This window comes from Enterococcus mundtii, assembly GCF_013394305.1.
In the GTDB taxonomy this organism is placed as follows: Bacteria; Bacillota; Bacilli; order Lactobacillales; family Enterococcaceae; genus Enterococcus_B; species Enterococcus_B pernyi.
In genome coordinates this window covers 697,331-722,244 of sequence record NZ_AP019810.1, presented here as the reverse complement: position 1 = coordinate 722,244, position 24,914 = coordinate 697,331, and the positions used below count along the sequence as shown (strand labels likewise).

Annotated in this window: 22 protein-coding genes, 1 pseudogene and 1 other annotated feature; of the genes and pseudogenes, 19 read left to right on the top strand and 4 right to left on the bottom strand. The window is 40.1% G+C overall.

The window, feature by feature from the left end; translation table 11 throughout:
* Nucleotides 1–75: 75 nt before the first annotated feature.
* Nucleotides 76–990, bottom strand: a complete 915-nt coding sequence (gene rnhC / locus HZ311_RS03420; RefSeq protein ID WP_023520062.1) for a ribonuclease HIII — start codon at nt 988–990, stop codon at nt 76–78.
* Between the two features lie 205 nt (nt 991–1,195).
* Here rnhC and zapA point away from each other — a divergent pair, with 205 nt between their 5' ends.
* From zapA to HZ311_RS03380, 8 genes are all read left to right on the top strand, one after another.
* Nucleotides 1,196–1,630 carry a cell division protein ZapA gene (zapA, locus tag HZ311_RS03415; protein WP_010734832.1) on the top strand — a complete coding sequence of 145 codons (435 nt, stop codon included), beginning with the start codon at nt 1,196–1,198 and terminating at the stop codon, nt 1,628–1,630.
* A 29-nt stretch (nt 1,631–1,659) separates the two neighbouring features.
* Nucleotides 1,660–2,208, top strand: coding sequence for a CvpA family protein (locus HZ311_RS03410; RefSeq protein ID WP_010734833.1), 549 nt, complete (start codon nt 1,660–1,662; stop codon nt 2,206–2,208).
* Between the two features lie 109 nt (nt 2,209–2,317).
* Nucleotides 2,318–4,678 (top strand): endonuclease MutS2, encoded by a 2,361-nt coding sequence (locus HZ311_RS03405; protein WP_023520061.1) that lies wholly within the window; start codon nt 2,318–2,320, stop codon nt 4,676–4,678.
* Nucleotides 4,679–4,763: 85 nt separating this feature from the next.
* Complete coding sequence (gene trxA / locus HZ311_RS03400) at nt 4,764–5,078, top strand: thioredoxin (protein WP_010734835.1); 315 nt, start codon at nt 4,764–4,766, stop codon at nt 5,076–5,078.
* Between the two features lie 266 nt (nt 5,079–5,344).
* Nucleotides 5,345–7,123, top strand: a complete 1,779-nt coding sequence (gene uvrC / locus HZ311_RS03395) for an excinuclease ABC subunit UvrC (RefSeq protein ID WP_023520060.1) — start codon at nt 5,345–5,347, stop codon at nt 7,121–7,123.
* Nucleotides 7,124–7,265: 142 nt separating this feature from the next.
* Nucleotides 7,266–8,165: an ABC transporter ATP-binding protein gene (locus HZ311_RS03390; protein WP_178946474.1), complete on the top strand. Its 900-nt coding sequence runs from the start codon at nt 7,266–7,268 to the stop codon at nt 8,163–8,165.
* Nucleotides 8,158–9,420, top strand: a complete 1,263-nt coding sequence (locus HZ311_RS03385; RefSeq protein WP_010734838.1) for an ABC transporter permease — start codon at nt 8,158–8,160, stop codon at nt 9,418–9,420. Before HZ311_RS03390 ends, HZ311_RS03385 begins: the two co-directional genes overlap by 8 nt.
* Before the next feature lie 253 nt (nt 9,421–9,673).
* Complete coding sequence (locus HZ311_RS03380) at nt 9,674–11,572, top strand: fructose-1,6-bisphosphatase (protein ID WP_178946473.1); 1,899 nt, start codon at nt 9,674–9,676, stop codon at nt 11,570–11,572.
* 96 nt (nt 11,573–11,668) lie between these two features.
* Here HZ311_RS03380 and HZ311_RS03375 read toward each other — a convergent pair.
* Nucleotides 11,669–12,387, bottom strand: a pseudogene (locus tag HZ311_RS03375) (gamma-glutamyl-gamma-aminobutyrate hydrolase family protein).
* A 217-nt stretch (nt 12,388–12,604) separates the two neighbouring features.
* Nucleotides 12,605–12,652 (top strand) — a sequence feature (sodium ion sensor (DUF1646 type); this cis-regulatory element may regulate processes involved in with the transportation of sodium ions).
* A 108-nt stretch (nt 12,653–12,760) separates the two neighbouring features.
* Here HZ311_RS03375 and HZ311_RS03370 point away from each other — a divergent pair.
* From HZ311_RS03370 to HZ311_RS03325, 10 genes are all read left to right on the top strand, one after another.
* Nucleotides 12,761–13,084 (top strand): hypothetical protein, encoded by a 324-nt coding sequence (locus HZ311_RS03370; RefSeq protein WP_023520058.1) that lies wholly within the window; start codon nt 12,761–12,763, stop codon nt 13,082–13,084.
* Complete coding sequence (locus HZ311_RS03365) at nt 13,071–15,065, top strand: V-type ATP synthase subunit I (protein ID WP_023520057.1); 1,995 nt, start codon at nt 13,071–13,073, stop codon at nt 15,063–15,065. The genes HZ311_RS03370 and HZ311_RS03365 overlap by 14 nt, the downstream gene beginning before the upstream one ends.
* A 23-nt stretch (nt 15,066–15,088) precedes the next feature.
* Nucleotides 15,089–15,559, top strand: a complete 471-nt coding sequence (locus HZ311_RS03360) for a V-type ATP synthase subunit K (RefSeq protein WP_010734843.1) — start codon at nt 15,089–15,091, stop codon at nt 15,557–15,559.
* Nucleotides 15,560–15,575: 16 nt separating this feature from the next.
* Nucleotides 15,576–16,160 (top strand): ATPase V, encoded by a 585-nt coding sequence (locus HZ311_RS03355; protein ID WP_178946472.1) that lies wholly within the window; start codon nt 15,576–15,578, stop codon nt 16,158–16,160.
* 14 nt (nt 16,161–16,174) lie between these two features.
* Nucleotides 16,175–17,161, top strand: coding sequence for a V-type ATPase subunit (locus tag HZ311_RS03350; RefSeq protein ID WP_010734845.1), 987 nt, complete (start codon nt 16,175–16,177; stop codon nt 17,159–17,161).
* On the top strand, nt 17,151–17,462 hold the full coding sequence (locus HZ311_RS03345) for a V-type ATP synthase subunit F (protein ID WP_019723168.1): 312 nt from the start codon (nt 17,151–17,153) through the stop codon (nt 17,460–17,462). Before HZ311_RS03350 ends, HZ311_RS03345 begins: the two co-directional genes overlap by 11 nt.
* A 20-nt stretch (nt 17,463–17,482) precedes the next feature.
* The gene (locus HZ311_RS03340) at nt 17,483–19,264 is read left to right on the top strand and encodes a V-type ATP synthase subunit A (RefSeq protein ID WP_023520055.1); all 1,782 of its coding nucleotides are present in this window, start codon (nt 17,483–17,485) and stop codon (nt 19,262–19,264) included.
* On the top strand, nt 19,257–20,633 hold the full coding sequence (locus HZ311_RS03335; protein WP_010734848.1) for a V-type ATP synthase subunit B: 1,377 nt from the start codon (nt 19,257–19,259) through the stop codon (nt 20,631–20,633). The genes HZ311_RS03340 and HZ311_RS03335 overlap by 8 nt, the downstream gene beginning before the upstream one ends.
* Nucleotides 20,634–20,640: 7 nt before the next feature.
* Nucleotides 20,641–21,276 carry a V-type ATP synthase subunit D gene (locus HZ311_RS03330; RefSeq protein WP_023520054.1) on the top strand — a complete coding sequence of 212 codons (636 nt, stop codon included), beginning with the start codon at nt 20,641–20,643 and terminating at the stop codon, nt 21,274–21,276.
* A 371-nt stretch (nt 21,277–21,647) separates the two neighbouring features.
* Nucleotides 21,648–22,994, top strand: coding sequence for a TrkH family potassium uptake protein (locus HZ311_RS03325; RefSeq protein ID WP_019723165.1), 1,347 nt, complete (start codon nt 21,648–21,650; stop codon nt 22,992–22,994).
* An 83-nt stretch (nt 22,995–23,077) separates the two neighbouring features.
* On the opposite strand, the gene gloA is transcribed toward HZ311_RS03325, so the two are convergent.
* Complete coding sequence (gloA, locus tag HZ311_RS03320) at nt 23,078–23,452, bottom strand: lactoylglutathione lyase (protein ID WP_010734851.1); 375 nt, start codon at nt 23,450–23,452, stop codon at nt 23,078–23,080.
* 133 nt (nt 23,453–23,585) lie between these two features.
* Between gloA and HZ311_RS03315 the strand changes: the two genes are divergently transcribed.
* Complete coding sequence (locus HZ311_RS03315; protein ID WP_023520053.1) at nt 23,586–24,029, top strand: NUDIX hydrolase; 444 nt, start codon at nt 23,586–23,588, stop codon at nt 24,027–24,029.
* 70 nt (nt 24,030–24,099) lie between these two features.
* Here the strand turns inward: HZ311_RS03315 and yidA are convergent, their stop codons facing one another.
* Complete coding sequence (gene yidA, locus HZ311_RS03310; protein ID WP_010734853.1) at nt 24,100–24,909, bottom strand: sugar-phosphatase; 810 nt, start codon at nt 24,907–24,909, stop codon at nt 24,100–24,102.
* Between the last annotated feature and the right edge of the window lie 5 nt (nt 24,910–24,914).

Here is a 24,914-nt window from a genome sequence, read left to right as displayed (position 1 = left end):
ACCTCTTGAACATGAGGATAAACAACAAAACTTAAATCGAACTTAAAGAAAAGCGGAACAAGCTAAAACGGATAGTTAGTTGACTATTTTTTTGGCTTTTTCTGTGTTCGCAAAATGCAATTTTGCATAGTTTGCTAACAAGGCTTCGCCACCTTTTTTTAAAATCGTTGCAGCGACTTGGTCGGATTTTGTACCTGCACCAGAAGGAAGCGTGAGACCAAGTTCAGCAGATTCTTTGTCCAACTCTTCTAAAAAGCTTGCGCGACTAATGATCGAAGCGGCAGCAACAGCTAAATGATATTGTTCACCTTTTGTCACAAAGTAGAGTTTTTCGGTGAGTTGATTTTTTTCTAAACGAGCGTATTTTTTAAAGTTGGCTTCCGGTGTGAACTGGTCGATCAAAATAGCATCCGGCTTGACTGGTGCTATTTTTTGTAACAATAAATGGATAGCTTGATTGTGTAAAGCGACCTTCATTCTCACTGCATTATACGTAGGTTGGATCTCATTGTATTTTTTTGGTGGCAGAACCAGTAATTGATATGGGATCGTTTCCTTTAATACTTTGGCTAATTGAATGATTTGTCCATCTTTTAATTCTTTTGAATCTTTGACGCCTAACGTGCGTAATTCTTTCAATTGTATTTGATCGACATAGGCAGCACAAACAGTCAGTGGGCCAAAGTAACTACCGTTGCCGACTTCGTCACTCCCTAAAACAGATAGTGTTTGTAGATCTTTGGGTAAGGAAGAAGAATTAGTTTGTGTCGATTTTTTTGCTGTAAGTGGGTTTCCCCATTTCGCTGCTTCTTGTTCAGCGCCGGTACCTTGAAACATCACTTTTCCAGAAGTATAGGCAGTGATCGTTGTGCCATTTTTTTTAGCGGAAAAATGCGTATATGGAATCGGCTTTTGTACTAAAAATGGGCGATATGCCTCTTTCATCATGTTCATTTGATTTGTTGTTACCTTTAAGATAATGTTACTCATGTTTTCCTCCTATTGCGATCCAGTCGTAAGAAAAGTTGTATTTGACTAGATCTAGCTGATTTGAAATCAATGCACACATAGCATTTTTGCAAAGTTTATCATATAATAGTAAAGTATTTATAATGAAGTTTTTCGTGTACGGTTAATTGCTTAACTATATGGTACACTAGTTAATATTTTTGGCAATAGGAGGAGACAGATTCATATGGCACATGAAAAAACACGCTATAAAGCGGTGATTGCGGACCAAACGTATACTATTATCGGGCAAGAATCAAAACAGCATATGGATATGGTCACAAAATTAATCAATGAACAATTAGCTGAACTGAAAGAATTGTCCCCTCAATTAGACAATGAACAAGCAGCTATTTTATTAGCAGTCAATGCATTTTCCGATCAATTGAAAAGACAGGAAAAAAATTTGAATTTAATAAAAGAAGTCACAGAACTGAAACAAAAAATGGTGAGATTCACAGAAATGGAAAATCGGATCAAACGAATCGAAGCAATTGAAAATGAAGCACGAGCAGTATTGAAAGAAAATGGAAGTGACCATGAAATCAAGAATCATGTGGAAGCACAACAGATTCTAAATGAAAAACGAAAAGGTCAAATCAAACAAAGATCTTCGAATTGATATTATTATAGAAGAGAAAGGAAGAATGTATGCTTAGTCTTTTGATTTTATTTATTTTGCTGATTGCATTTTTTTCTGGAGCCAGTCGTGGTTTTGCGCTACAGGGAATTTATCTGGTTGGCTATTTTGTCTCATTTCTAGCAGCACAAACCTATTACAAAACATTAGCCAATCATCTGCAATTATATATTCCTTATCCTGCGGTAACCGCCAATTCTAACTTAGTTTTTTTTGATCAAGCTTTTTCATTTAAACTAGATGAAGCATTTTATGCAGGGGTGGCTTTCTTGATCATTTTATTTGTTGGTTGGCTAGTCACACGATTCATTGGGGTATTCGCTCATGGGTTGACATTTATTCCTGTACTAAAGCAATTAGACTGGGTGGCTGGAGGGGTTTTATCCGTGATCATCACCTATATTTCGTTGGTTCTAGTTTTACGTTTACTAACATTTATTCCGGTAGGATTTATCCAAAACCAATTTAGTGGCAATAATCTTGCAACATTTATGGTTGAACGAACACCTATTTTAGCAAATAAAATATATGATCTATGGGTGACACAAGTGATTAACTAAGTAAGAGATGATTTTTTGTCAATGACAGAGGCTATGAAGATGTTGGTTAGTCTTGAAGACTGCTTAGCCATCTATCGGCCTCTTTTTTAGTGAAAGTAAGGTGAAAAAAATGAACAAACGCATTCTAGAAACATTAGAGTTTGAAAAAGTAAAACAACAAGTACGACAGTTTGTGATCACAGCACAAGGGCAAGAAGAATTAGCCCAGCTTGTGCCAGTGAATGAAGCAGAGACGATCAGATATTGGTTGGAAGAAACGGAAGATGGACTAAAAGCCCAACGATTGCGTGGCGGCATCCCAATCCCCAAAATAGAGAATATCCGCCCACATATGAAACGGATCCAAATCGGTGCGGATCTTAATGGGGTCGAGTTAGCACAAGTTTCTCGTGTCTTATCTACTACTAGTGAGTTGCGACGTTTTATTGATGATTTAGCAGATAGCGAGATTGAGTTTGCGCGTCTTTATTTTTGGACAGATCAATTAGTCGCTATCCCATCCTTGAGCCGTCGTTTGAAAGAAGCAATCGATGATGATGGACGAGTGACGGATGATGCCTCTCCAGAGTTGAAGACGATCCGCCATAATATCCGTAGAAGCGAACAAGCAGTCAGAGAACAATTAGATGGGATCGTTCGTGGGAAAAATGCCAAATACCTAAGCGATGCCATCATTACGATGAGAAACGACCGCTATGTTATTCCAGTAAAACAAGAATATCGTGGTGTGTTTGGCGGAGTCGTCCATGATCAAAGTTCTTCGGGACAAACACTATTCGTTGAACCAAAACAAGTCGTGGAGTTGAACAATCGCTTGCGTCAATATCAAATTGCCGAACGCAATGAGATCCAACGTATTCTAAGTGAGTTGTCGGCGGAGTTGGCTCCTCATCGCCAAGAAATCATCCACAATGCGTATGTCATTGGAAAAATGGACTTGATGAATGCGAAAGCACGCTTTGGGAAAGAACTAAAGGCAATCGTACCGACGATCAGTATAGAAAACATTGTTGATTTGAAGCAAGCCAGACACCCATTGATCGATCAAGAAAAAGTCGTACCAAATGATATTTCGATTGGGGAAAACTATCAAGCGATCGTCATTACTGGACCAAATACTGGTGGGAAAACCATCACGTTGAAAACACTGGGCTTATTGCAATTGATGGGGCAAGCAGGGTTACCGATCCCGGTGGATGAAGAAAGTCAGATCGGGATCTTTGAAGATATTTTTGCTGATATCGGAGATGAACAATCGATTGAGCAAAGTTTATCGACCTTCTCCTCACATATGACAAATACCGTGGATATCCTTTCCAAAGTTAATGAAAAAAGCTTAGTTTTATTTGACGAACTAGGTGCAGGGACTGATCCTCAAGAAGGAGCAGCGCTAGCAATTGCTATTTTAGATGATCTAGGAAAGAAATCTGCCTATGTGATGGCAACAACACATTATCCTGAACTGAAAGTCTACGGCTACAATCGTTCGAATACCATCAATGCAAGCATGGAGTTCAACGTTGACACCCTTAGCCCCACATACCGCTTGTTGATCGGCGTGCCAGGTAGAAGTAATGCCTTTGAGATTTCAAGTCGTTTAGGATTAGACAACCAAGTCATTGATGAAGCCAAGCAATTGATGAACGATGAAAGTCAAGACTTGAATGAAATGATCACTGATTTAGAGAATCGTCGAAAAATGGCAGAAACAGAGTATTTAGAGATGCGTCATTATGTCGATGAAGCGCAACGTCTGTACAATGATTTGAAAGAAGCTTATAGCTACTTCTTTGAAGAGCGCGAACAAGAAATGGCGAAAGCCAAACAAAAAGCCAATGCACTTGTTTCTGAAGCAGAAGAAAAGGCAGAAAAAATCATCGCAGATATTCGCAATTTACAAAAACAAGTGGGGCAAGGTACGGTCAAAGAGCATCAATTGATCGATGCCAAATCACAGTTAGCTAACTTGCATCAAGAAGAACAATTAAAGAAAAATAAAGTCTTGAAAAAAGCGAAAGAACAGAAAACATTGAAACCAGGTGACGAAGTACTCGTGACGACTTATGGGCAACGTGGAACATTGTTGCGCAAAAATGGCAACCAATGGCAAGTGGAGATCGGTATCTTGAAGATGAACGTTTCGGAAAGTGAATTGACACCGATCGCTCCCCAAAAAGAACCACAACAACGAGTGATCCATACGGTTCGCTCAGATGCGCATTCGACGGTCTCCAATCAACTTGATCTTCGAGGGAAACGTTATGAAGAAGCATTAAATGAAGTCGATCTATATTTAGATGCGGCAATTTTGGCTGGCTACCCTCAAGTGACGATCGTTCATGGAAAAGGCACAGGCGCACTAAGAACCGGGATCACCGATTATTTAAAAAATCATCGTAGCGTCAAGAGCTTCGATTTTGCTCCTGGAAATCAAGGGGGCAATGGTGCGACAATTGTTAAATTTAAATAAAGCTTACTAAAGGTAAGCAAATAGCTCGAATCTAGGTACCAATAGTGCTATACTTAGAATAGACTAATAAATGGAGGTCTTTGATATGGCTCAAGTAATTACAGATGCAACATTCAACGAAGAAACAGATAAAGGGTTAGTTTTAATCGACTTTTGGGCAACTTGGTGTGGACCTTGTCGAATGCAAGCGCCAATTTTAGACCAGTTAGAAGAAGAATATGACGAAGACGAATTCAGAATCGTGAAGATGGATGTTGATGAAAATCCTGAAACACCACAACAATTTGGGATCATGAGTATTCCAACATTACTTTTGAAAAAAGACGGCGAAGTAGTAGAAAAAGCAATCGGTGTTCAATCAAAAGATCAATTACGTCAAATGATTGCCCAACACTTATAAGATTAAGTAACTAACACATCAGACTGAGACAACAATCATATGGATTGCTGTCTCGGTTTTTTTGCGACTAATCAAGTCATGAAACTGAACAGAGAAGTGGAACAAAAAAGTCATAGATGAAGAGAATAGTATCTATTTTTGGAGACAAGATACTTAAAAATTTATACAATAAACTGCGCAAAATTTTTCTTATGTCTCTTCGCTTGATACTTCTCTCTCAACCTCTGTTATAATAGCGATATCAGAAATATAAAGGAGCAGTCACCATGAATGAACGAATAAAAAATAAACTTGCATTACTTCCTGATCAGCCTGGCTGCTATTTGATGAAAGACAAAAACGGCACGATCATTTATGTGGGAAAAGCCAAAGTCTTGAAAAATCGCGTGCGTTCCTATTTTACTGGAAGTCATAACACGAAAACGGAGCGATTAGTCAGTGAGATCGAGGACTTTGAGTACATTGTGACAGAATCCAACATTGAAGCATTACTGCTAGAAATCAATCTGATCAAAAAGAATGATCCAAAATACAATATCATGTTAAAGGATGATAAAACTTATCCTTTCTTAAAAATCACGAATGAAAAATATCCTCGTTTGGTGATCACTCGTAAAGTATTAAAAGACAAAGCCTTTTATTTTGGCCCTTACCCGGATGTTGGGGCTGCGAATGAAACAAAAAAGATTTTAGATCGTTTATTCCCATTACGGAAGTGTAAACCAAGTCAGACAAAAGAACCTTGTCTTTATTACCATTTAGGTCAATGCTTATGTCCCTACTATTTTGATGTAGATCCAGCGGAATATACAAGTATCGTGAACGAAGTCAAACGCTTTTTGAATGGTGGTCATGAGACGATCGAAGCTGAAATCAAAGAGAAAATGGCTAAGGCTGCAGAAAATATGGAATTTGAAAAAGCAGCAGAGTATCGTGATCAAATCAGAGCTATTGAAACGATCATGACAAGACAAAAAATGACAAACACTGATTTGATTGATCGAGATGTGTTTGGTTATGCCATTGATAAAGGCTGGATGTGTGTCCAAGTATTCTTTGTACGTCAAGGAAAGCTGATTGAACGAGATGTATCGATCATTCCTTTTTATAATGAAGCAGAAGAGGATTTCTTAACATACATCGGGCAGTTTTATCAGGAAAATGAACATTTCATTCCAAAAGAAGTGGTGATCCCTGATACGATCGATCAACCGAGTGTTGAGGCGTTATTATCGACAAAAGTCATCCAGCCCAAACGTGGTGAGAAGAAAAAATTAGTCGAACTAGCCAATAAAAATGCAAGGGTGGCATTGAACGAACGCTTTGATTTGATCGTGAGGAAACAAGAACGAACGATCGGAGCGATCGAGCGCCTTGGTAATGCGATGAACATTCCAGCACCCATTCGGATCGAGTCTTTTGATAACTCTAATATCATGGGAACCGATCCAGTAGCGGCGATGGTGGTATTCATCGATGGAAAACCAGCAAAAAAAGAATACCGTAAATACAAAATCAAAACGGTCGTTGGACCAGACGACTATGCTTCGATGCGAGAAGTCATCTACCGCCGCTACGCACGTGTGATACGAGAAGAACTGCCCTTGCCTGATCTGATTTTAATCGATGGGGGGAAAGGGCAAGTCGATGTAGCGAAGGATGTACTGGAGAATCAATTGGGAATCGATATCCCTGTCGCTGGAATGGCTAAGAATGATAAGCATAAAACCAATGAGTTGTTATTTGGGAATGAATTAGAAGTGGTTCCGCTTGAACGAAATTCACCAGAATTCTTTTTACTGCAACGTATCCAAGACGAAGTCCATCGCTTTGCAATCACGTTTCATCGTCAGTTACGTAGTAAAAATAGTTTTGCGTCGCGCTTAGATGAAATTGAAGGGTTAGGGCCAAAACGAAAAAAAATGTTGTTGAAAGAGTTCAAATCGTTAAAAAACATCACCGCTGCGTCAATTGAGGAGTTACAAGAAATTGGTCTACCAAAAAATGTCGCACAAAATGTTTTCGATAAACTGCATAAAAATTGAACTGAGGGCGCTTTACAAAACCTGTAAAGTGTCCTATCATTTTCATATGTACAATAAAAAACAATAACATAAGTTCTTATGTATAAGTTATTTTATATCGTACAGTAAAGGATAGAGGAATTTAGGATGAAGGAGTGAGAAAATGCTAGAAGTAAAGGATTTGGTTAAGACATTTGGCAGTTATACAGCTGTTGATCATGTTTCTTTTCAAATACCTGATGGGAAAATCATGGGATTGATTGGGCAAAACGGGGCAGGAAAAACAACGACTTTTCGTTTGATTTTAGATTTTTTGACGCAAGATCAAGGAGAAGTACTATGGAACGGCCATCATTTGAGTGAAAAAGATTATGACATCATTGGGTATTTACCTGAAGAACGAGGGCTTTATCCCAAGGTATCGATCCAAGAACAGTTGATCTATTTTGCCGCATTACGGGGAAAAACAAAAAAAGAAATTGAACCTAAGATCGATTTTTGGATGGAGAAATTTCAAGTAAAAGGGAAAAAAACAGATAAAGTTAAGTCCTTATCAAAAGGAAATCAACAAAAGGTACAACTGATTGCAACACTGATCCACGAACCCAAGTTGATTATTTTAGATGAACCTTTTAGTGGGTTGGACCCAGTGAATGCTGAGCTACTTAAAGACGGGATCATCGAATTGAAGAAAAATGGCTCTTGTGTCATTTTTTCTAGTCACAATATGGATAATGTTGAAAAGATTTGTGACCACTTGATCATGCTTCGAAATGGGGAGATGGTACTAGATGGGAAAGTCCACGAGATTCGAGAAGCATTTGGCAGAACAAAGCTATTTTTGGAGTCTGGATTGTCACAACAAGAAGTAGAGGAAATCGCTGGGGTCCAAAAAGTGGTTCTTCGTGAGGATCAATCGTTGGAAATCACGTTGGATCATCCAGATGTAGGGAAAGAAATTTTTACCCGTGCGACACAATTTGGCTATATTCCAATGTTCAATCAACAACCGCCTACTTTAGAAGAAATCTTCAAGATGAAAGCAGATGAACTACATGGGTAAATTTTGGATCATCACAAAAGATGTCTATTTGAAAAATGTCAAATCGATTTCTTTTATTATTATGATATTAGTCCCGTTTGTTTTGATGGGTGTGATTTACTTAGCAGGTAATTTTGCTCAACAAAACAGTGAAACAGATAAAATCGGTGTGATTGCTGAAGACCAACAAATCACTGATTATTTGAGTCAATCCGATATGGGGGATTTCCACTTTGAAGCTTTTTCATCGGAGGATGAAGCCAAAAGTAAGTTATCTGACGAAAAGATCGATGCGTACATGGTAGTCACGACAGATAATGGAGAAGTATCCGGAGAATTATTTAGTGAAAACTCATTAGGCCAAGCAACACAACTGTTGATCCAACAGCAGTTGACTGGTTTACAGTCAATGATGCGGGCAAGTAGCTTAGGGATCTCTCCTGAAGAAGTGGCTGCATTAAGTCAACCGGCTGGATTTTCACGACAAAAAGTCAGTTTTGACGCCAATGGTGAAATGACGATAGGAGAAGATAACTCAGCTGTTCAATATGCAGTCAGTTATGTCGCAACGATCATTCTATTCATCATCATCTTGACGTATGCACAGATCATCGCGCAAGAGATTGCTTCAGAAAAAGGGACAAGAATCATGGAAGTGATCTTGTCTAGTACCACTGCACAAAAACATTTTTATGGAAAACTAACAGGAGTTCTGCTAGTGGCAGTCACTCAAATGGCTTTATACGGTATCATCTTTGCAGTAGGATTCAACCAGTTCAAAGATATGGAAATCGTTAAAAGTGTACTGGATGGGATTTCTTTGGATAGTATTTTCGGGCCATTCTTATGGTACTCTTTACTATTTATGTTCTTTGGGATCTTGATCTACGCCGTGTTAGCTGCCTTATGTGGCTCACTAGTCAACAAAGCCGAAGATACAGCAAAAGCGATTTTACCAGTGACGTACCTTTCTTTAGGTGGTTATATGTTAGGATTGATCCTTGGTGCATCTGATCCGAATAATATCGTGATCCGCATCACTTCATACATTCCATTCCTATCTTCATATATCATGCCGATCCGCTTGGCAAATGAAACGGTTGAAATAAGTGGCGTATTGATTTCTTTGATCGTTCTAGTGATCATCACATTCGTATTGATGTTCATGTCCGCAAATATGTACAAATCAAACGTGCTTGTTTACAGTGAAGGTGGTATTTGGACGTCATTGAAACAATCGATTTCAATCATGAGAAATGAACGCAAAAAGAAATAAATGTTGAAGTTGTAACAGAAATATTCAATGATGAGAAATAAGCCGAGACGCCCGAAAGGTGAAGAACAATTTTCGGGTGTCTCGGCTTATTTTCGTAAGAGTTGCTTTTAGACGTATACCTAGAGTGCTTTTGTTTGATTTGAAAAATCCACGATTTTATATGTACCTATTTTTTATTTAGTAAAGTAATTTTATTGTAAATATCCATTGTGTGTCCTATAATTTTAGGTATACCAATTTTGGAGGCGTTTGGATGGATCAATATTTAGAATTATTGTCAGAAAAATTCCCAACAAAAGAAGAAGTCATTACGGAGATCATCAACTTAGAAGCAATCCTACAACTACCAAAAGGAACCGAATTATTTTTAAGTGATATCCATGGAGAGTTTCCAGCATTTGATCATATATTGAGAAATGGTTCAGGGAATCTACGAGAGAAAATCAAAGATTTATTTCAAGATTGTTTAAGTGAAGAAGAGATGAAACGATTAACGATTTTTGTTGCATATCCGGAATACGCATTAGCGACTGACTGGTACAAAAAACAAGACAAAACAACGTTAATCCATCAATTGATCGAGTTACTGCGATTCACTTCTGTTAAGTATACGAGATCAAAAGTAAGAAAAGCCTTGCCTAAAGAATATAGTTATATCATTGAGGAATTATTGTATGTCGATGATCGTGTGCAAGGGAAAAAATCTTATGTGAGTAAAATCGTTGATCAGTTGCTTGAGATGAATGAAGAAGAGCGCTTTTTAAAAAAGTTAGCGCAGACGATTCAACGAATGGTGATCGATCATGTCCACGTGGTCGGAGACATCTTTGATCGGGGGACACAAGCCGCCAAAGTGATGGACCGCTTGATGGAGATCCATTCAATCGATATCCAATGGGGCAACCATGATATTTTATGGCTGGGGGCATATTGTGGCTCGGAAACTTGTTTGTTGACCTTATTGCGTATCGCTGCGCGGTATAATTATTTATTCGAGTTGGAAAAAGAATACGCGTTGAATCTGCGTTCCCTTTGTTCGTTTGCGACAGAAACTTATCAAACAAACCCTTTGTTTACACCTAAGAATAGCCAAGACGCAACGGAACGCGAGAGAGAAGAGATGGAGAAAATCCATCAAGCGCTTGCGATCATGCAATTCAAACTAGAATCGCATTTACTGAAACGACGACCAGAATTTGAGATGGCGGATCGGGATATGTTAGCGAATATCGATTATGAAAAAAATGAGTTGTTTCTGGATGGTCAAAAGTATACGATCCATCACCCATGTTTCCAGACGATTTCTGCGCAGGAACCGGATCGTTTAACGGCAGACGAACGACGAGTGATCGATATGTTGCTGTATTCTTTTCAACATTCACTCCGAATGCAAAAACATATGGATTTCCTTTTAGAAAAAGGTAGGATGTATCTTGTCACGAACCAAAGTATCTTGTTTCATGGCTGTATGCCGGTAGATGAACATGGTGAGTTTCTAAGTTTTAAACTTGGGAGTGAGACGTATCAAGGGAAGCAATTGATAGCATTTTTTGAAGAACAGATTCGTGAAAGTGCTAAATCACTGAAGAAAAAAGAAGACCTAGCGACTGATTTGATTTGGTACGCATGGAGTGGGCCTTACTCGCCGTTGTTTGGTAAAAGTAAGATGGCTACGTTTGAGCGTTATTATTTAGCAGAAAAAGAAACGCATGTGGAAGTCAGCAATGCTTACTATCGATTACGAGACAAAGAATGGTTGAGTCAAAAAGTAAGGCGTGAGTTCGGTGTACCTATCTATGGTTCAGTGATCATCAATGGACATACACCAGTCAAAGTGAAAAAAGGGGAGTCACCAATCAAAGCGGACGGAACAGTTTTCGTGATTGACGGTGGTTTATCAAAGGCCTATCAACGAACAACGGGTATTGCAGGGTATTCGTTGCTATGTAACTCTTATGGCTTTCAAATCGTGACCCACTACCCATTTTTAGGCATCGAGGAACAATTTGAAACAGCCAATGGCTTGGCAGAAGTCAAAAAGGTCATTGATCAACAGTTGCCACGAAAATTAAATCGTGATACGACAAAAGGGAGCGAATTGCAGCGACAAATCGAGCAATTGAAACAGCTGCTTGAGTATCGTAGAAGTTAACTGCAGATCGATGTTCCTTGCATAAAATGAATGAAAGCCCGTCTAGCTGAAACAACATGTTCCTGCTAGACGGGCTTTTCATTTCGTTTATAACGATCATAACGATTGTACAAAATAATCAAATAATTTTTGATCGAGTGGATTTTTTTGGTGAATAAGCTCAGGATGCCATTGAACACCAAGTATTCGTTGGTTGGATCCTTTACTTTCAACAGCTTCCACCAATCCATCAGGAGAATACGCTGTTGCTTTTAGTGTAGGAGCAAGATCCCTGATTGCTTGGTGATGATAAGAATTTACAAAATAAGAAGTAGGTAATACTTCGTGGAGGATACTATCTGGTTCGACTGTGATTTCATGCGTAGCAAATTGTGGGGGAGTTGGTTGTTGTTCATGTTTCACTGACCAATTTGGATATAACGTAAGGTCTTGGTAAAGATTCCCCCTAACGTTACATTCAATAATTGCATCCCACGACACACAGCTAAGATCGGTTTATTTTGTTTTAATGCTTCATTGATCAACGCCTGTTCAAATAGATCCCGATTCAGGTTTGTTTCTGTCAATTTAGGGTGAGGCGCTTCGTTGTAGAACGAAGGACTGACATCCTGACCGCCAGCTAGGAGTAGCTTATCGACGAGCTGAATGTAGTCACGAGCGCTTTCTGTGGAAGAAATAGGGAGAAGCAAAGGCAAGCCCCCTGCTTGCTGTACCGCATTAACAAAACCTTGCGGGGTGTAAGTGACTTGATTTCCTTGAAATGTTTCTGTAGCCCGCAGTAATTGATTGGCCGCGATACCAATTTTTTGATGCATACGATTTCCTCCATTCATAAACTACTTCTATTTTAGCAATAGTTTAAAAAAAAATTAAAATATTTGTTTTGGAAAACGTACGTAATTATATAATAGGTAGAATGTTTCTAAAGTTGCTCATTTACTGTCAGTTATGAACTTTCTGAAAGGAAAAAGGGATCTGTTAGTTGAAATTTTACCTGAATTTGTTATACTTGTAAGTAAGAAATATATAAATGGTTGGGCGCAAGCTTCAAGGATCTAGTTCTTCAAGGGGTGAGAAGAACATTTTTTTGAAAGTGCCTAGATTATCTGAAGTTATTTTTAGAGGGACATACTTTCAATGAAAAAAGAAAGGATGTCCCTCTTTTTTTAGAGAAAGGAAGTAGGGAATGTGCTAGAAGCCTTAGAAAAAATCAAACAAGCTGAAAAAGAAAATGAACAAGCGATGAAAAAGCTTCAGCAAGAGTTAAAAGATTATAAAGAAGCAAAAGCGGTCGAATTGGATCAACTTCGTGCAAGTCAAAAACAACATTTGGAACAGTTGCTTGAAGAAAAAAAACGAGCGGAACAGCAAAAAGCGATTGCTGAAAAAAATAAATTGAACGAAGACGCTAGACGATTGCAATCCATCGTACAAGAACAATATGAGAAGCAACGTCAGCAAGCGGTTGACGCGATCATTGAAAGGGTGAAAGAAACCTATGGCCGTCACTAAGATGGAAAAAGTGACTCTTATTTCCGATAAACAAAATCAGGATGCCTTATTACAAGCAATCCAAGGCATCCAAAATGTAGAGATTCGCGATCTTTTTCAAGAAACGACAAATAATCAATGGGTGGATACTTATTTTCCTAAGGCAGCGATTTTTGAAAAAGAACCGATCGTCAATGCGCTTACTAGTCGGATCATGCAAACAAGAGAAGCTGTTCAGTTCATTGATCATCATGGGGACAAGCAACAAAAGAAACAACACCTCAAACGAAGAGAAGTGACCTTGCAGGAACTAGAAGCAAATTATTCGGAAGAAGATTTTACGAAGCGTTTAACTGAAATATTAGGCTTGAAGAAACAATGGGAAACATTAGCAGAACAACGAGAACAACTGTCAGAGCAGGAAGACAGGTTGACACATTGGGCAAATCTGGATGTTATACCGCAAAGCTTTAGTAGTCACCAAACAACAGTTGAGATGGGAACGATCAGTGTTGCTAATGCGACAGAATTTAGAGAAGCATTAGCAAAAGTTCCAGAGGTCTATGTGGAAGAAGTCAGCGAAACAGATCACTTCGTTTACTTGACTTACGTGGTGCTCAAAACTTCAGCATCTATTGTCGATGAGATTGCTACTCGTTATGGTTTTGTCAAAGAAGCATATCCTTATGAGCAAACGCCAAAAGAACAGCTACAGGAAATCAAGCAAGAGTTGCAAGCTTGTTACGAAGCACAAAAACAATTAGCGATCAAAATCGGTCGTTGTAGCAGTTACATCCAAGAATTGGAATGGGCAGAAGAAATCCTCTTGGCAATGGCAGAACGAGAAGCAGTGAAGGATCGATTTGTCATGGCGCCTTACCTGATCGTTGTCCAAGGATGGGTCGGCGAGGACGAAAAGCAAGAATTGATCCAGCAGGTAGAAAATACGTTGTCTGCTGATGAAGTCTTTCTTAGCTTTGAAGCGCCCACCGAAGAAGAGATCGATCAAGAAGTACCAACGAAATTGAAGAACCATCCAATCGTGGCACCTTTTGAAATGCTGACGGAAATGTACAGTTTACCTAAGTATCATGAAATTGATCCGACACCATGGATGACGCCATTTTATCTTGTCTTTTTCGGGATGATGGTGGCTGATATTGGTTATGGTTTACTCATGCTTATAGGCGCAATCATTGCGCAAAAATTGTTGGTATTACCTCGAGGGATGCAGCGATTTGCTAAGTTTTTCGAAATCTTAGCGATTCCGTCGATCATCTGGGGATTTATTTATAGTTCCTTCTTTGGACAAGCGTTACCGACCGAAGTATTAGGTATCCACTTACCCTTCCCGTTGTTGTCTACAACAGATGATGTCAATACGATTTTAGTCTTGTCTGTCATTTTTGGGCTTATCCAAATCTTAGTAGGATTGTTTCTTGCAGCAAAAGAGCATATCAAGCGCAAAGATTACGTGGATGCGATCAATGATGGATTTGCCTGGCAAGGGATTTTAGTGGGAGTCGTCCTTTTATTACTTGGTAGTATGATCGTCAAGAACCCGATTTTTGTTTACCTAGGTGCAGGATTAGCGATTTTATCAGCGCTATGTATTTTTGTCATTCCGATTTTCCAATCTTCATCCAAAGTCAAAGGTGCTGCAAAAGGAGCCTATAATTTGTATGGTTTGACTGGTTATATCGGTGATCTAGTGAGTTACACACGATTGATGGCTTTGGGGATCTCTGGTGGGAGTATCGGCGCTGCCTTCAATATGTTGGTTGCTTTCATGCCGCCAGCCGCGCGCTTTAGTGTCGGGATCTTATTGATCATCGCTTTACATGCGTTGAATATGTTCTTGACCTTGCTTAGTGCCTACGTGCATGGCGCGAGATTGCAATATGTCGAATTTTTCGGCAAGTTTTATACCGGAGGCGGACGGGCCTTCGATCCACTGAAAGCAGCGGAAAAATATGTCAATATCAATCATAAGAAAAAGTAAAAAAATTGGAGGAATTTTAAAAAATGATGGATTACTTAATTGCTCAAAATGGTGGAATGGTGTTTGCGGTATTAGCGATGGCAACAGCCACGATCTTTTCAGGGATCGGATCAGCGAAAGGTGTGGGGATGACTGGTGAAGCCGCAGCTGCATTGACGACAAGTCAACCGGAAAAATTCGGACAAGCGTTGATTTTACAATTACTTCCCGGAACACAGGGACTTTATGGCTTCGTAATCGCCTTCTTGATCTTTATCAATTTAAATGCAGATATGTCGGTTGTCCAAGGGCTGAATTTTTTAGGCGCATCTTTACCGATTGCCTTTACAGGATTGTTTTCTGGGATTGCTCAGGGGAAAGTATCTGCTGCAGGTATCCAGATCTTAGCGAAAAAACCAGAACACGCAACTAAAGGAATTATCTTTGCCGCAATGGTTGAAACTTACGCAATCTTAGGCTTCGTTATTTCTTTCTTATTAGTATTGAATGCTTAAACAAGGAGGAAAAACAATGAACGCCATTGATAATATCATTCGTCAAATGAATGAAACAGCTGAAGCAGAACGAGCGGCGTTTGAAAAAGTAGAACGTGAAAAAATCGATCAGCAGTTCAAAATCGAGCGTGCGCGTTTAGAAGCAGACGATGAAAAGCAAAAATCTAAAGAACTTGAAGAAATCGAAAAGAGTTACCGTCAATTAAGAAATCGCCAACAGGTGGAAGTGCGTCAAGCAACACTCAATGAAAAACAAAAATTTTTACATCGTTTGTTTGCTGAAGCACGCCAAGAATTAGAAAGTTGGCCAGCAGAAGATCAACTTTCATTGATGTTCAATATGGTGCAGAATTTATCCTTATCTGGTGAGGTTACTTTATTAGCCGGAGAAAAATCTGCTGCCATTTTAACCAATGAAGTAGTGACAAAGTGGAACCAACAGTTGCCCTTCACCTTGCATCTAAGTGATCGAAGGATTGCCAAAGAAGCAGGATTTTTGATTGATGACCAAGGGGTACAATACAACTTTGTCTATAGTGATCTAGTACAAGAAGTGCAAGAACAAATGCGCTTTGAAATTGCGAAACAACTATTCGAGTAAGGAGGGATCGGTGAATGGATTATCATGAATTAAATCCCTTGATTCGTGGAAGAGAATTAGAACTTTTATCAAAAGAAGATTTTGATCGCATGATCCAGACGAAATCATTGGACGCATTAGGCGAAATGTTAAAAACAACGATTTATCATCCTTATATCTACGAAGGTTTTGAACGGGACTTTGAGGAAAATCTATTGGCTGAGTCGGGCAAACTATTTACCTGGTTGAAAGAATCGGCGCCAGAACCTGAAGTCGTTTGGGTCTATACGATGCGGTATACGTTCCATAATTTAAAAGTCCTGACAAAAGCCGAGATGACGGGTAAAAATCTGGATCACCTGTACCGTAATGATGGTTTTTATTCATGCGAAGCGTTAAAGCAAGCAATCCATACACAAGGCTCTACAGAATTGCCTTCGCAGTTGATGGATAGTATTCGTGAAGTCCATGAATACTGCGAAGAATCCTCTGTGTTACAAGGAATCGATGTTATCTATGATCGCTATTTCTTGACAGAGCAACGCCGTCTTGGAGAGAAACTTGGGTATCCGGAATTACTGGAAGAAATCATTGCGTTTATTGATTTGACTAATATCACGACGATGGCACGCGGTATCTTGCAACAACGATCCAGTGGTTTTATGACTGCAGTACTTTCAAGTTCTGGCAGTATCCCGAAAGAAACGTTTTTGAGTTTCGTCAAAAGCGAGTTGGATACCTATTTGAACTTTCTGCAAACAACAGATTATCGTCAATTGATCGAACCTGCAATCCATGAAGGAGAACTAGATTTTGTTCGATTAGAACAAATCAAAGACGATTACTTATCTTCGCTGTATGAAGCCGCACAAACGCAGGCTTTTGGCCCGTTGCCTTTACTTGCTTTCTTGAATGCAAAAGAAATTGAGAGCAAAAATCTTCGGCTATTAGTGATCGGTAAGAAAAATCACTTTGATAATGAAACGATCAGAGAAAGGGTGAGACAAGTCTATGACGCATAAAATCGGTGTCGTTGGCGACAAAGATTCTGTTTTACCATTTAAATTATTTGGGTTTGATGTGCACTATGCGACAGAGCCACAAGAAGTGAGGCGCGCAATCGAACAAATGGCAAAAAGCGCCTATGGAGTGATCTATGTCACAGAACAATCGGCGGCGATGACACCTGAGACGATAGAACGTTACAAAGAATCGATGACGCCAGCAATTGTCCTAATCCCTAGCCATCAAGGAACGATGGGGATCGGCGTAGCAGAGATCCAAAAGAGTGTGGAAAAAGCAGTTGGACAAAATATCTTATAGAATGTAAAGGAGATAGTGCATTGCAAATTGGAAAAATCATAAAAGTCTCCGGCCCTCTCGTGATGGCAAAAAATATGTCAGATGCAAGTATCCAAGATATGTGCTTAGTGGGAGAGCTAGGAGTCATCGGCGAAATCATTGAGATGCGCGGAGATGTCGCATCGATACAAGTATACGAAGAAACTTCAGGGATCGGCCCTGGTGAACCCGTTCGTTCAACAGGTGAAGCGTTGTCTGTTGAGTTGGCGCCTGGGATCATTTCACAAATGTTTGATGGGATCCAACGGCCATTGGATACGTTCATGGAGATCACGCAAAGCAACTTTTTAAGTCGTGGTGTCCAATTACCAGCGTTAGACCATGAAAAAAAATGGTGGTTTGAAGCAACTGCTGAAGTCGGGCAAGAAGTCAGTACCGGAGATGTTCTAGGTGTGGTGGATGAAACAAAGATCATCCAACATAAAATCATGGTACCTCATGGTGTCAAAGGAAAAATCAAAAAAATCGAAGCGGGATCATTTACGATCGATGAAGTGGTTTGTGTCATCGAAACAGAAGACGGTTTGCGAGAATTGACGATGTTGCAAAAATGGCCTGTTAGACGGAGTCGTCCGATCAAAGCAAAATTGAATCCGGACGCGCCAATGATCACGGGGCAACGTGTTATCGATACCTTTTTCCCAGTGACAAAAGGCGGAGCTGCCGCTGTACCTGGCCCATTTGGTGCTGGTAAAACAGTTGTTCAGCACCAAATTGCTAAATGGGCAGATGTTGATATGGTCGTTTATGTTGGTTGTGGTGAACGTGGTAATGAGATGACGGACGTACTGAATGAGTTTCCAGAACTGATTGATCCTAATACAGGTGAATCATTGATGGAACGTACCGTATTGATTGCCAATACATCAAATATGCCAGTAGCTGCACGGGAAGCATCGATCTATACAGGGATCACTATTGCGGAATATTTCCGTGATATGGGATATGATGTGGCGATCATGGCAGATTCCACTTCTCGTTGGGCAGAGGCATTGCGAGAAATGAGTGGACGTTTAGAAGAAATGCCTGGTGATGAAGGCTATCCTGCATATTTAGGTTCTCGTTTAGCTGAATACTATGAACGTTCAGGACGTGTCATTGCTTTAGGTAATGAAGAACGTGAAGGAAGCATTACAGCGATCAGTGCGGTCTCACCATCTGGTGGAGATGTTTCTGAACCAGTGACTCAAAATACGTTGCGTGTCGTGAAAGTTTTCTGGGGATTAGACTCCAGTTTGGCGCAAAAACGTCATTTCCCATCCATCAACTGGATTCAAAGCTATTCTCTTTATTCGTCAGAAGTGGGACGTTACATGGATCAGATCCTACAAGCGGATTGGGCAGAGATGGTGGCAGAAGGAATGCGTATCTTGCAACAAGAAGAGCAATTGAATGAAATCGTGCGTCTTGTTGGTGTCGATTCACTTTCAGATAATGATCGCTTGACGCTTGAAGTAGCAAAGTCCATTCGTGAAGATTACTTACAACAAAATGCGTTTGATGAGGTGGATACATTTACTTCTAGAGAAAAACAATTCAAGATGTTGAAATTGATCCTATCTTTTGGTGAAGAAGCACGTCAGGCGATTTCATTAGGTGCTTATCTCAGTGAGATCATGAAAGGAACTGTGGGATTGAGAGAACGAATCGGTCGTAGTAAATTCGTGCCAGAAACAGAATTAGAGAAATTAGATGAAATCCAAGCGAATATCAAACCAACGATCCAAGCAATCGTTTCAGAAGGAGGAATGACCGATGATTAAAGAATATCGAACAATTGGTGAAGTGGTCGGTCCTTTGATGGCGGTCGAGAAAGTCGCTGGGGTGAAATATGAAGAGTTGATTGAAGTTCGTATGCAAAATGGCGAGATTCGTCGTGGACAAGTACTTGAAGTACAAGAAGACAAAGCGATGGTCCAAATTTTTGAAGGAACTAGTGGGATCAATCTGAGAGATTCAACGGTCCGCTTTTTAGGGCATCCATTAGAGTTGGGAGTTTCTGAAGACATGATCGGTCGTGTATTTGACGGGTTAGGTCGTCCAAAAGACAATGGGCCAGAAATCCTACCAGAAAAATACTTGGACATCAATGGAGAAGTCATCAACCCGGTGGCTCGTGATTATCCTGATGAGTTTATCCAAACAGGTATCTCAGCAATCGATCACCTGAATACTTTGGTCAGAGGACAAAAATTGCCGGTATTTTCTGGCTCTGGTTTGCCACACAAAGAATTAGCTGCTCAAATTGCGAGACAAGCGACGGTGTTAGACTCTTCTGATGATTTTGCAGTTGTTTTTGCTGCCATTGGAATCACCTTTGAAGAAGCAGAATTCTTTATGGAAGACTTCCGCCAGACGGGAGCAATCGATCGTTCGGTGATGTTCATGAACTTAGCGAATGACCCAGCCATCGAACGGATCGCAACGCCTCGTATGGCATTGACTGCGGCTGAATATCTCGCTTATGAAAAAGGGATGCACGTGTTAGTCATCATGACAGATATGACTAACTACGCCGAAGCATTACGAGAAATCTCTGCTGCCCGTCGTGAAGTGCCAGGTCGTCGTGGCTATCCAGGGTATCTTTATACGAATTTAGCAACTTTATATGAACGTGCTGGTCGAATCCGAGGATTAAAGGGGTCTGTGACACAAATCCCGATCTTGACCATGCCAGAAGATGATAAGACACATCCCATCCCTGATTTGACCGGCTATATCACAGAAGGACAAATCATTTTGACGAGGGAATTGTATAAGAGTGGCATCCAACCACCGATCGATGTCCTGCCTTCGCTTTCACGTTTGAAAGATAAAGGGACAGGTGAAGGGAAAACTAGAAAAGATCATGCAGCGACGATGAACCAATTATTTGCGGCGTACGCCCAAGGTAAACAAGCCAAAGAATTAGCTGTTGTCTTAGGGGAGTCGGCGTTGTCAGACGTGGACAAAATCTATGCTAAGTTTGCGGAACGTTTTGAAAAAGAATATGTCAATCAAGGATTTTATACCAACCGCTCAATCACTGAAACGCTGGATCTAGGATGGGAACTTTTAGCCATGCTTCCACGAACGGAATTAAAACGGATCAAAGATGATCTGCTTGACCAGTACCTGCCAGAAGGGGAGTGAGTGTCAGATGGTTCGATTAAATGTTAATCCGACACGAATGGAATTGACACGACTCAAAAAGCAATTGAGGACTGCAACAAGAGGACACAAATTGTTGAAGGATAAGCAGGATGAATTGATGCGTCAATTCATCCTACTGATCCGTAAGAACAATGAACTGCGCCAAGTAGTAGAAAAAGAAATGACAGCAGCTATGAGCGATTTTGTCCTTGCGAAAGCTTCATTACCTGAAGCCTTCATTGATGAATTGTTTGTACTATCGGCTGAAAATGTCGAGTTAGCTGTTATCGAAAAAAACATTATGAGCGTCAAAGTACCGATCATGAATTTTGAATATGACGAACAGCTAGGCGAAGCACCGGTGGATTATGGCTATTTGAATTCCAATGCAGAATTAGACCGTTCGATCGATCGTTTTACCTCATTTCTGCCTAAGCTCCTTGAGTTGACAGAGATCGAGAAAACCTGTCAACTGATGGCCGGTGAGATCGAAAAAACACGGCGCAGAGTGAATGCGTTAGAGTACATGACGATTCCACAATTAGAAGAAACGATCTATTATATCAAGATGAAGTTAGAAGAAAATGAACGTGCGGAAGTTACTCGCTTGATCAAAGTGAAAAATATGGGGAACGCTGATTAGCTAAGTCATCTGAGCAAATTAGTAACGTTGTTCGTTCATCTGAGCTACAGTTCTAAGCTCCGAAGAATAGGCCGTAAATGTCGAAAAATATCTTTAACTAATTTCGGATGTTTATGGCTTATTATCTGGAGTTTTTTTTTGTAGAACTCATTTGAGCGTTCCTATTGTTTGTTCGAAAGCATGTGTATCAAACGAACAGGTATAAGGGAGGAAAAAGACTCAAATTCTTTGCTGGAAGAAGAAAAACAAGGTAAGATAAGGAATGAAAAGAAAGCGAGCGTTTGGCGGACTTACTTTTACATCCGTGAGAGCAATAGCTACTTCATTTGTTCGTTGCGAAGGTAGCTAACGGTCTTAGAGGAGTGATTCGAATGAAACAGAGGATAACAAAACAACTGTCACCAGTTCAATTGATTGCTGTTGGCTTTTTTCTTTTGATCTTAGTTGGTGGCAGTTTACTTACTTTGCCTTTCTTTAGTAAAAGTGGCGAACCGACGAATTATATTGATGCATTATTTACTGCAACTTCAGCCGTCTGTGTCACTGGCTTGACTACATTGAACACTGCGGCGCATTGGAATGAAGCCGGTCAGTTTCTGATCATGGTTTTGATCGAGATCGGTGGTTTAGGTTTTATGATGATCCCCATTATTTTCTTTGCAGTAGCGAAGAAAAAAGTCAGCTTTAGTATGCGGATCTTACTAAAAGAAGCATTGAATCTTGAAATCATGTCAGGTGTTATGAGTTTGATGCTCTATATCTTGAAATTCGCAATGGTCATCCAAGGGCTGGGAGCACTTGCCTTGAGTTTTACATTTGTGCCGACTTACGGATGGACAAAAGGGATTTGGTACAGCATCTTCCATGCCGTATCAAGTTTTTGTAATGCTGGGTTTGATTTGTTAGGGGATAGCTTAGCAAATGATCAGCCAAACATCTATCTCTTAATGGTGGTCTCTGCGCTGATCATTGCTGGTGGGTTAGGTTTCATTGTTTGGCGGGATCTACTTAGTTATCATAAAGTAAAGAAAATCACTCTCCACTCAAAAATTGCATTGATTGTCACTGGTGGCTTATTGGTGGGCGGTTTTATCGTCTTTTTCTTTACCGAACAAAATGCGATCCATCTAGTTGAAGGAACTTATCTTGAACGTTTAGCAAATACGTTCTTCATGAGTGTCACACCAAGAACAGCTGGTTACTACTCCATCGACTATTTACAAATGAGTCATGCCGGCTTGATGTTGACAATGATCTTGATGTATATCGGTGGAACATCCGGTTCAACAGCAGGTGGGTTAAAGACCACTACTTTGGGCATCCTATTGATTCAAATGCATGCGACATTTAACGGGAAAACCAGAGCTGAAGCTTTCGGACGAACTATTCGCCCAGCAGCAGTACTTCGCGCACTGACATTGTTTTTCGTTACATTGTCTTTATGTATGTTGGCGATCATGGTCTTGTCTGTGACTGAGACGATCCCAGAAACTTCAGGCATCGAATATATTGCTTTTGAAGTGTTCTCAGCTTTTGGAACAGTTGGGTTGACAATGGGGTTGACGCCAGATCTGACAGAAGTCGGGAAACTGATCATCATGTCATTGATGTATATCGGACGTGTAGGGATTTTAACCGTCTTTTTCTCTATTCTTGTAAAAGGAAATCAAGTAGGGACGAAGTACAAATATCCAGAAGAGAGCGTATTGATCGGTTAACAGTAAGTGGTTTTAAGAACAGAAAAAAACAGAGGAAGTTGACACGCGGTGTTCACATCCTCTGTTTTTTAGTATTGCTCTATTTATTTTGTACGAATGACTTCGATTTTGTAACCATCAGGATCGACAACGAAGTAATAAGACGGAGCTGTTCCTGGCAGTCCTTTCAAGTCAGTCACGTTGAAGCCTGCTGCTTGATGTTTTTCATGAAGTGCTTCTAAGTCTTCAACTGAAATAGCGATATGACCGTAGCCGTTTCCTAAATCATAGCCTTCATGATCATAGTTGTAAGTCAACTCTAATTCGTAATCATCTCCTGGTAAAGTCAAGTAAACCAGCGTGAACTTGTTTTCTGGAAAATCGCGACGACGACTTTCTTCAAAGCCGAATGCTGTTTGATAGAATTTTAAAGAAGCGTCAAGATCTTTAACGCGGACGCAAGTGTGAGCCATTTTCATAAGTATATCTTCCTTTCTTTTTTACCTTTTCCACATTATCATATCAAAAATTTCAAGTACGCTATGGGTTTGTGCTTGTTTATGAGAAAACTCTCATGTAGAATAGAAAGAAAAAGATGAAGGGACAATACCTATGGAAAACCCAATGTTTGGCGAAAAAGACGAGTCTGCAAATTACCAAGACCGTTACGCAGCGTATATCATTGTCGAAACACATGGGAAAATCGCAATGATCGAAGCGCCAAATGGTGCCTTTTTTTTGCCAGGCGGTGAAAAAGAGGGACAGGAAACAAATGAAGAAGCGATTTCTCGTGAATTACTGGAGGAAATGGGGATCAGCGCAGAGATTTCTTGTTATCTAGGGGAAGCAGCGGAATATTTTTACTCAAACCATCGAAAAACTTACTTCCACAATCCTGGCTATTTTTATGTAGCAAAGAGTTGGCAAAAGGTAGGGGAACCAACCGAAAAAGACCAATCGATCTGGTGGGTCACTCCTGAAACTGCCTTAGAAAAATTAAAACGAGGAAGTCATCGTTGGGCAGTGGAAAAATGGTTAGCGATGAAGCAAAATTGAACAAAAAAACAGCTCATAAGAAAGAGCCGATACTTCGGACTTTAAAATGAGCTGTTTTTATTCATTACTTTTACAAGACATATTTTTTGATTGCTTCAGCCACACCGTGTTCATCGTTGGTTGCAGTAACCACATTAGCCGCTTCTTTTATCAACGGAACGGCATTTCCCATCGCCACGCCTAATCCAGCGTATTCGATCATCGACAAATCATTTTCGTTGTCACCGATTGCCATGATCTCCTCTTGTTTGATTCCTAGATGTTGGGCTAAGTTAGCAACAGCAGCGCCTTTACTAGCTTCTTTGTTCAAGATCTCAAAGTAGAAAGGTGAACTCTTGACAGTTGTATATTTTTCGCGGAAAGTTTGTGGTAAACGAGCGATGGCCGCATCTAGGATCGCTGGTTCATCGATCATCATCATCTTCACGATACTCATATCAGGTGTCATTTCATCAGCTGTCCGATATTTCAATGGCATGTTGACTAAAAAAGCTTCATGGACAGTATAGGGACTGATATCACGATTCGTTGTATAGATCGTTTGATCATCGATCGAATGCAAATGACTCCCCACACGTCTGGCCATGACTTCGATCTCCAAGAAATCTTCATAAGTCAAGCCATGACGAGCAATGATCTTGCCAGATTTTGTTTGCTGGACTAACGCACCGTTATAAGTGATCACATAATCGTTGTCTTGGTATAATCCCAATTCATTCAATTGGTTTTTGACTCCTGGAAGCGGACGACCTGTACATAGTACGATTGCCACGTTTTTTTCCACAGCGCTTGCAATTGCTTCTTTTACTTCTTGTGTGATTTCTCTTTTTTCGTTTAACAGGGTGCCATCGATATCGATAGCGACTAATTTGATAGACATAAAAT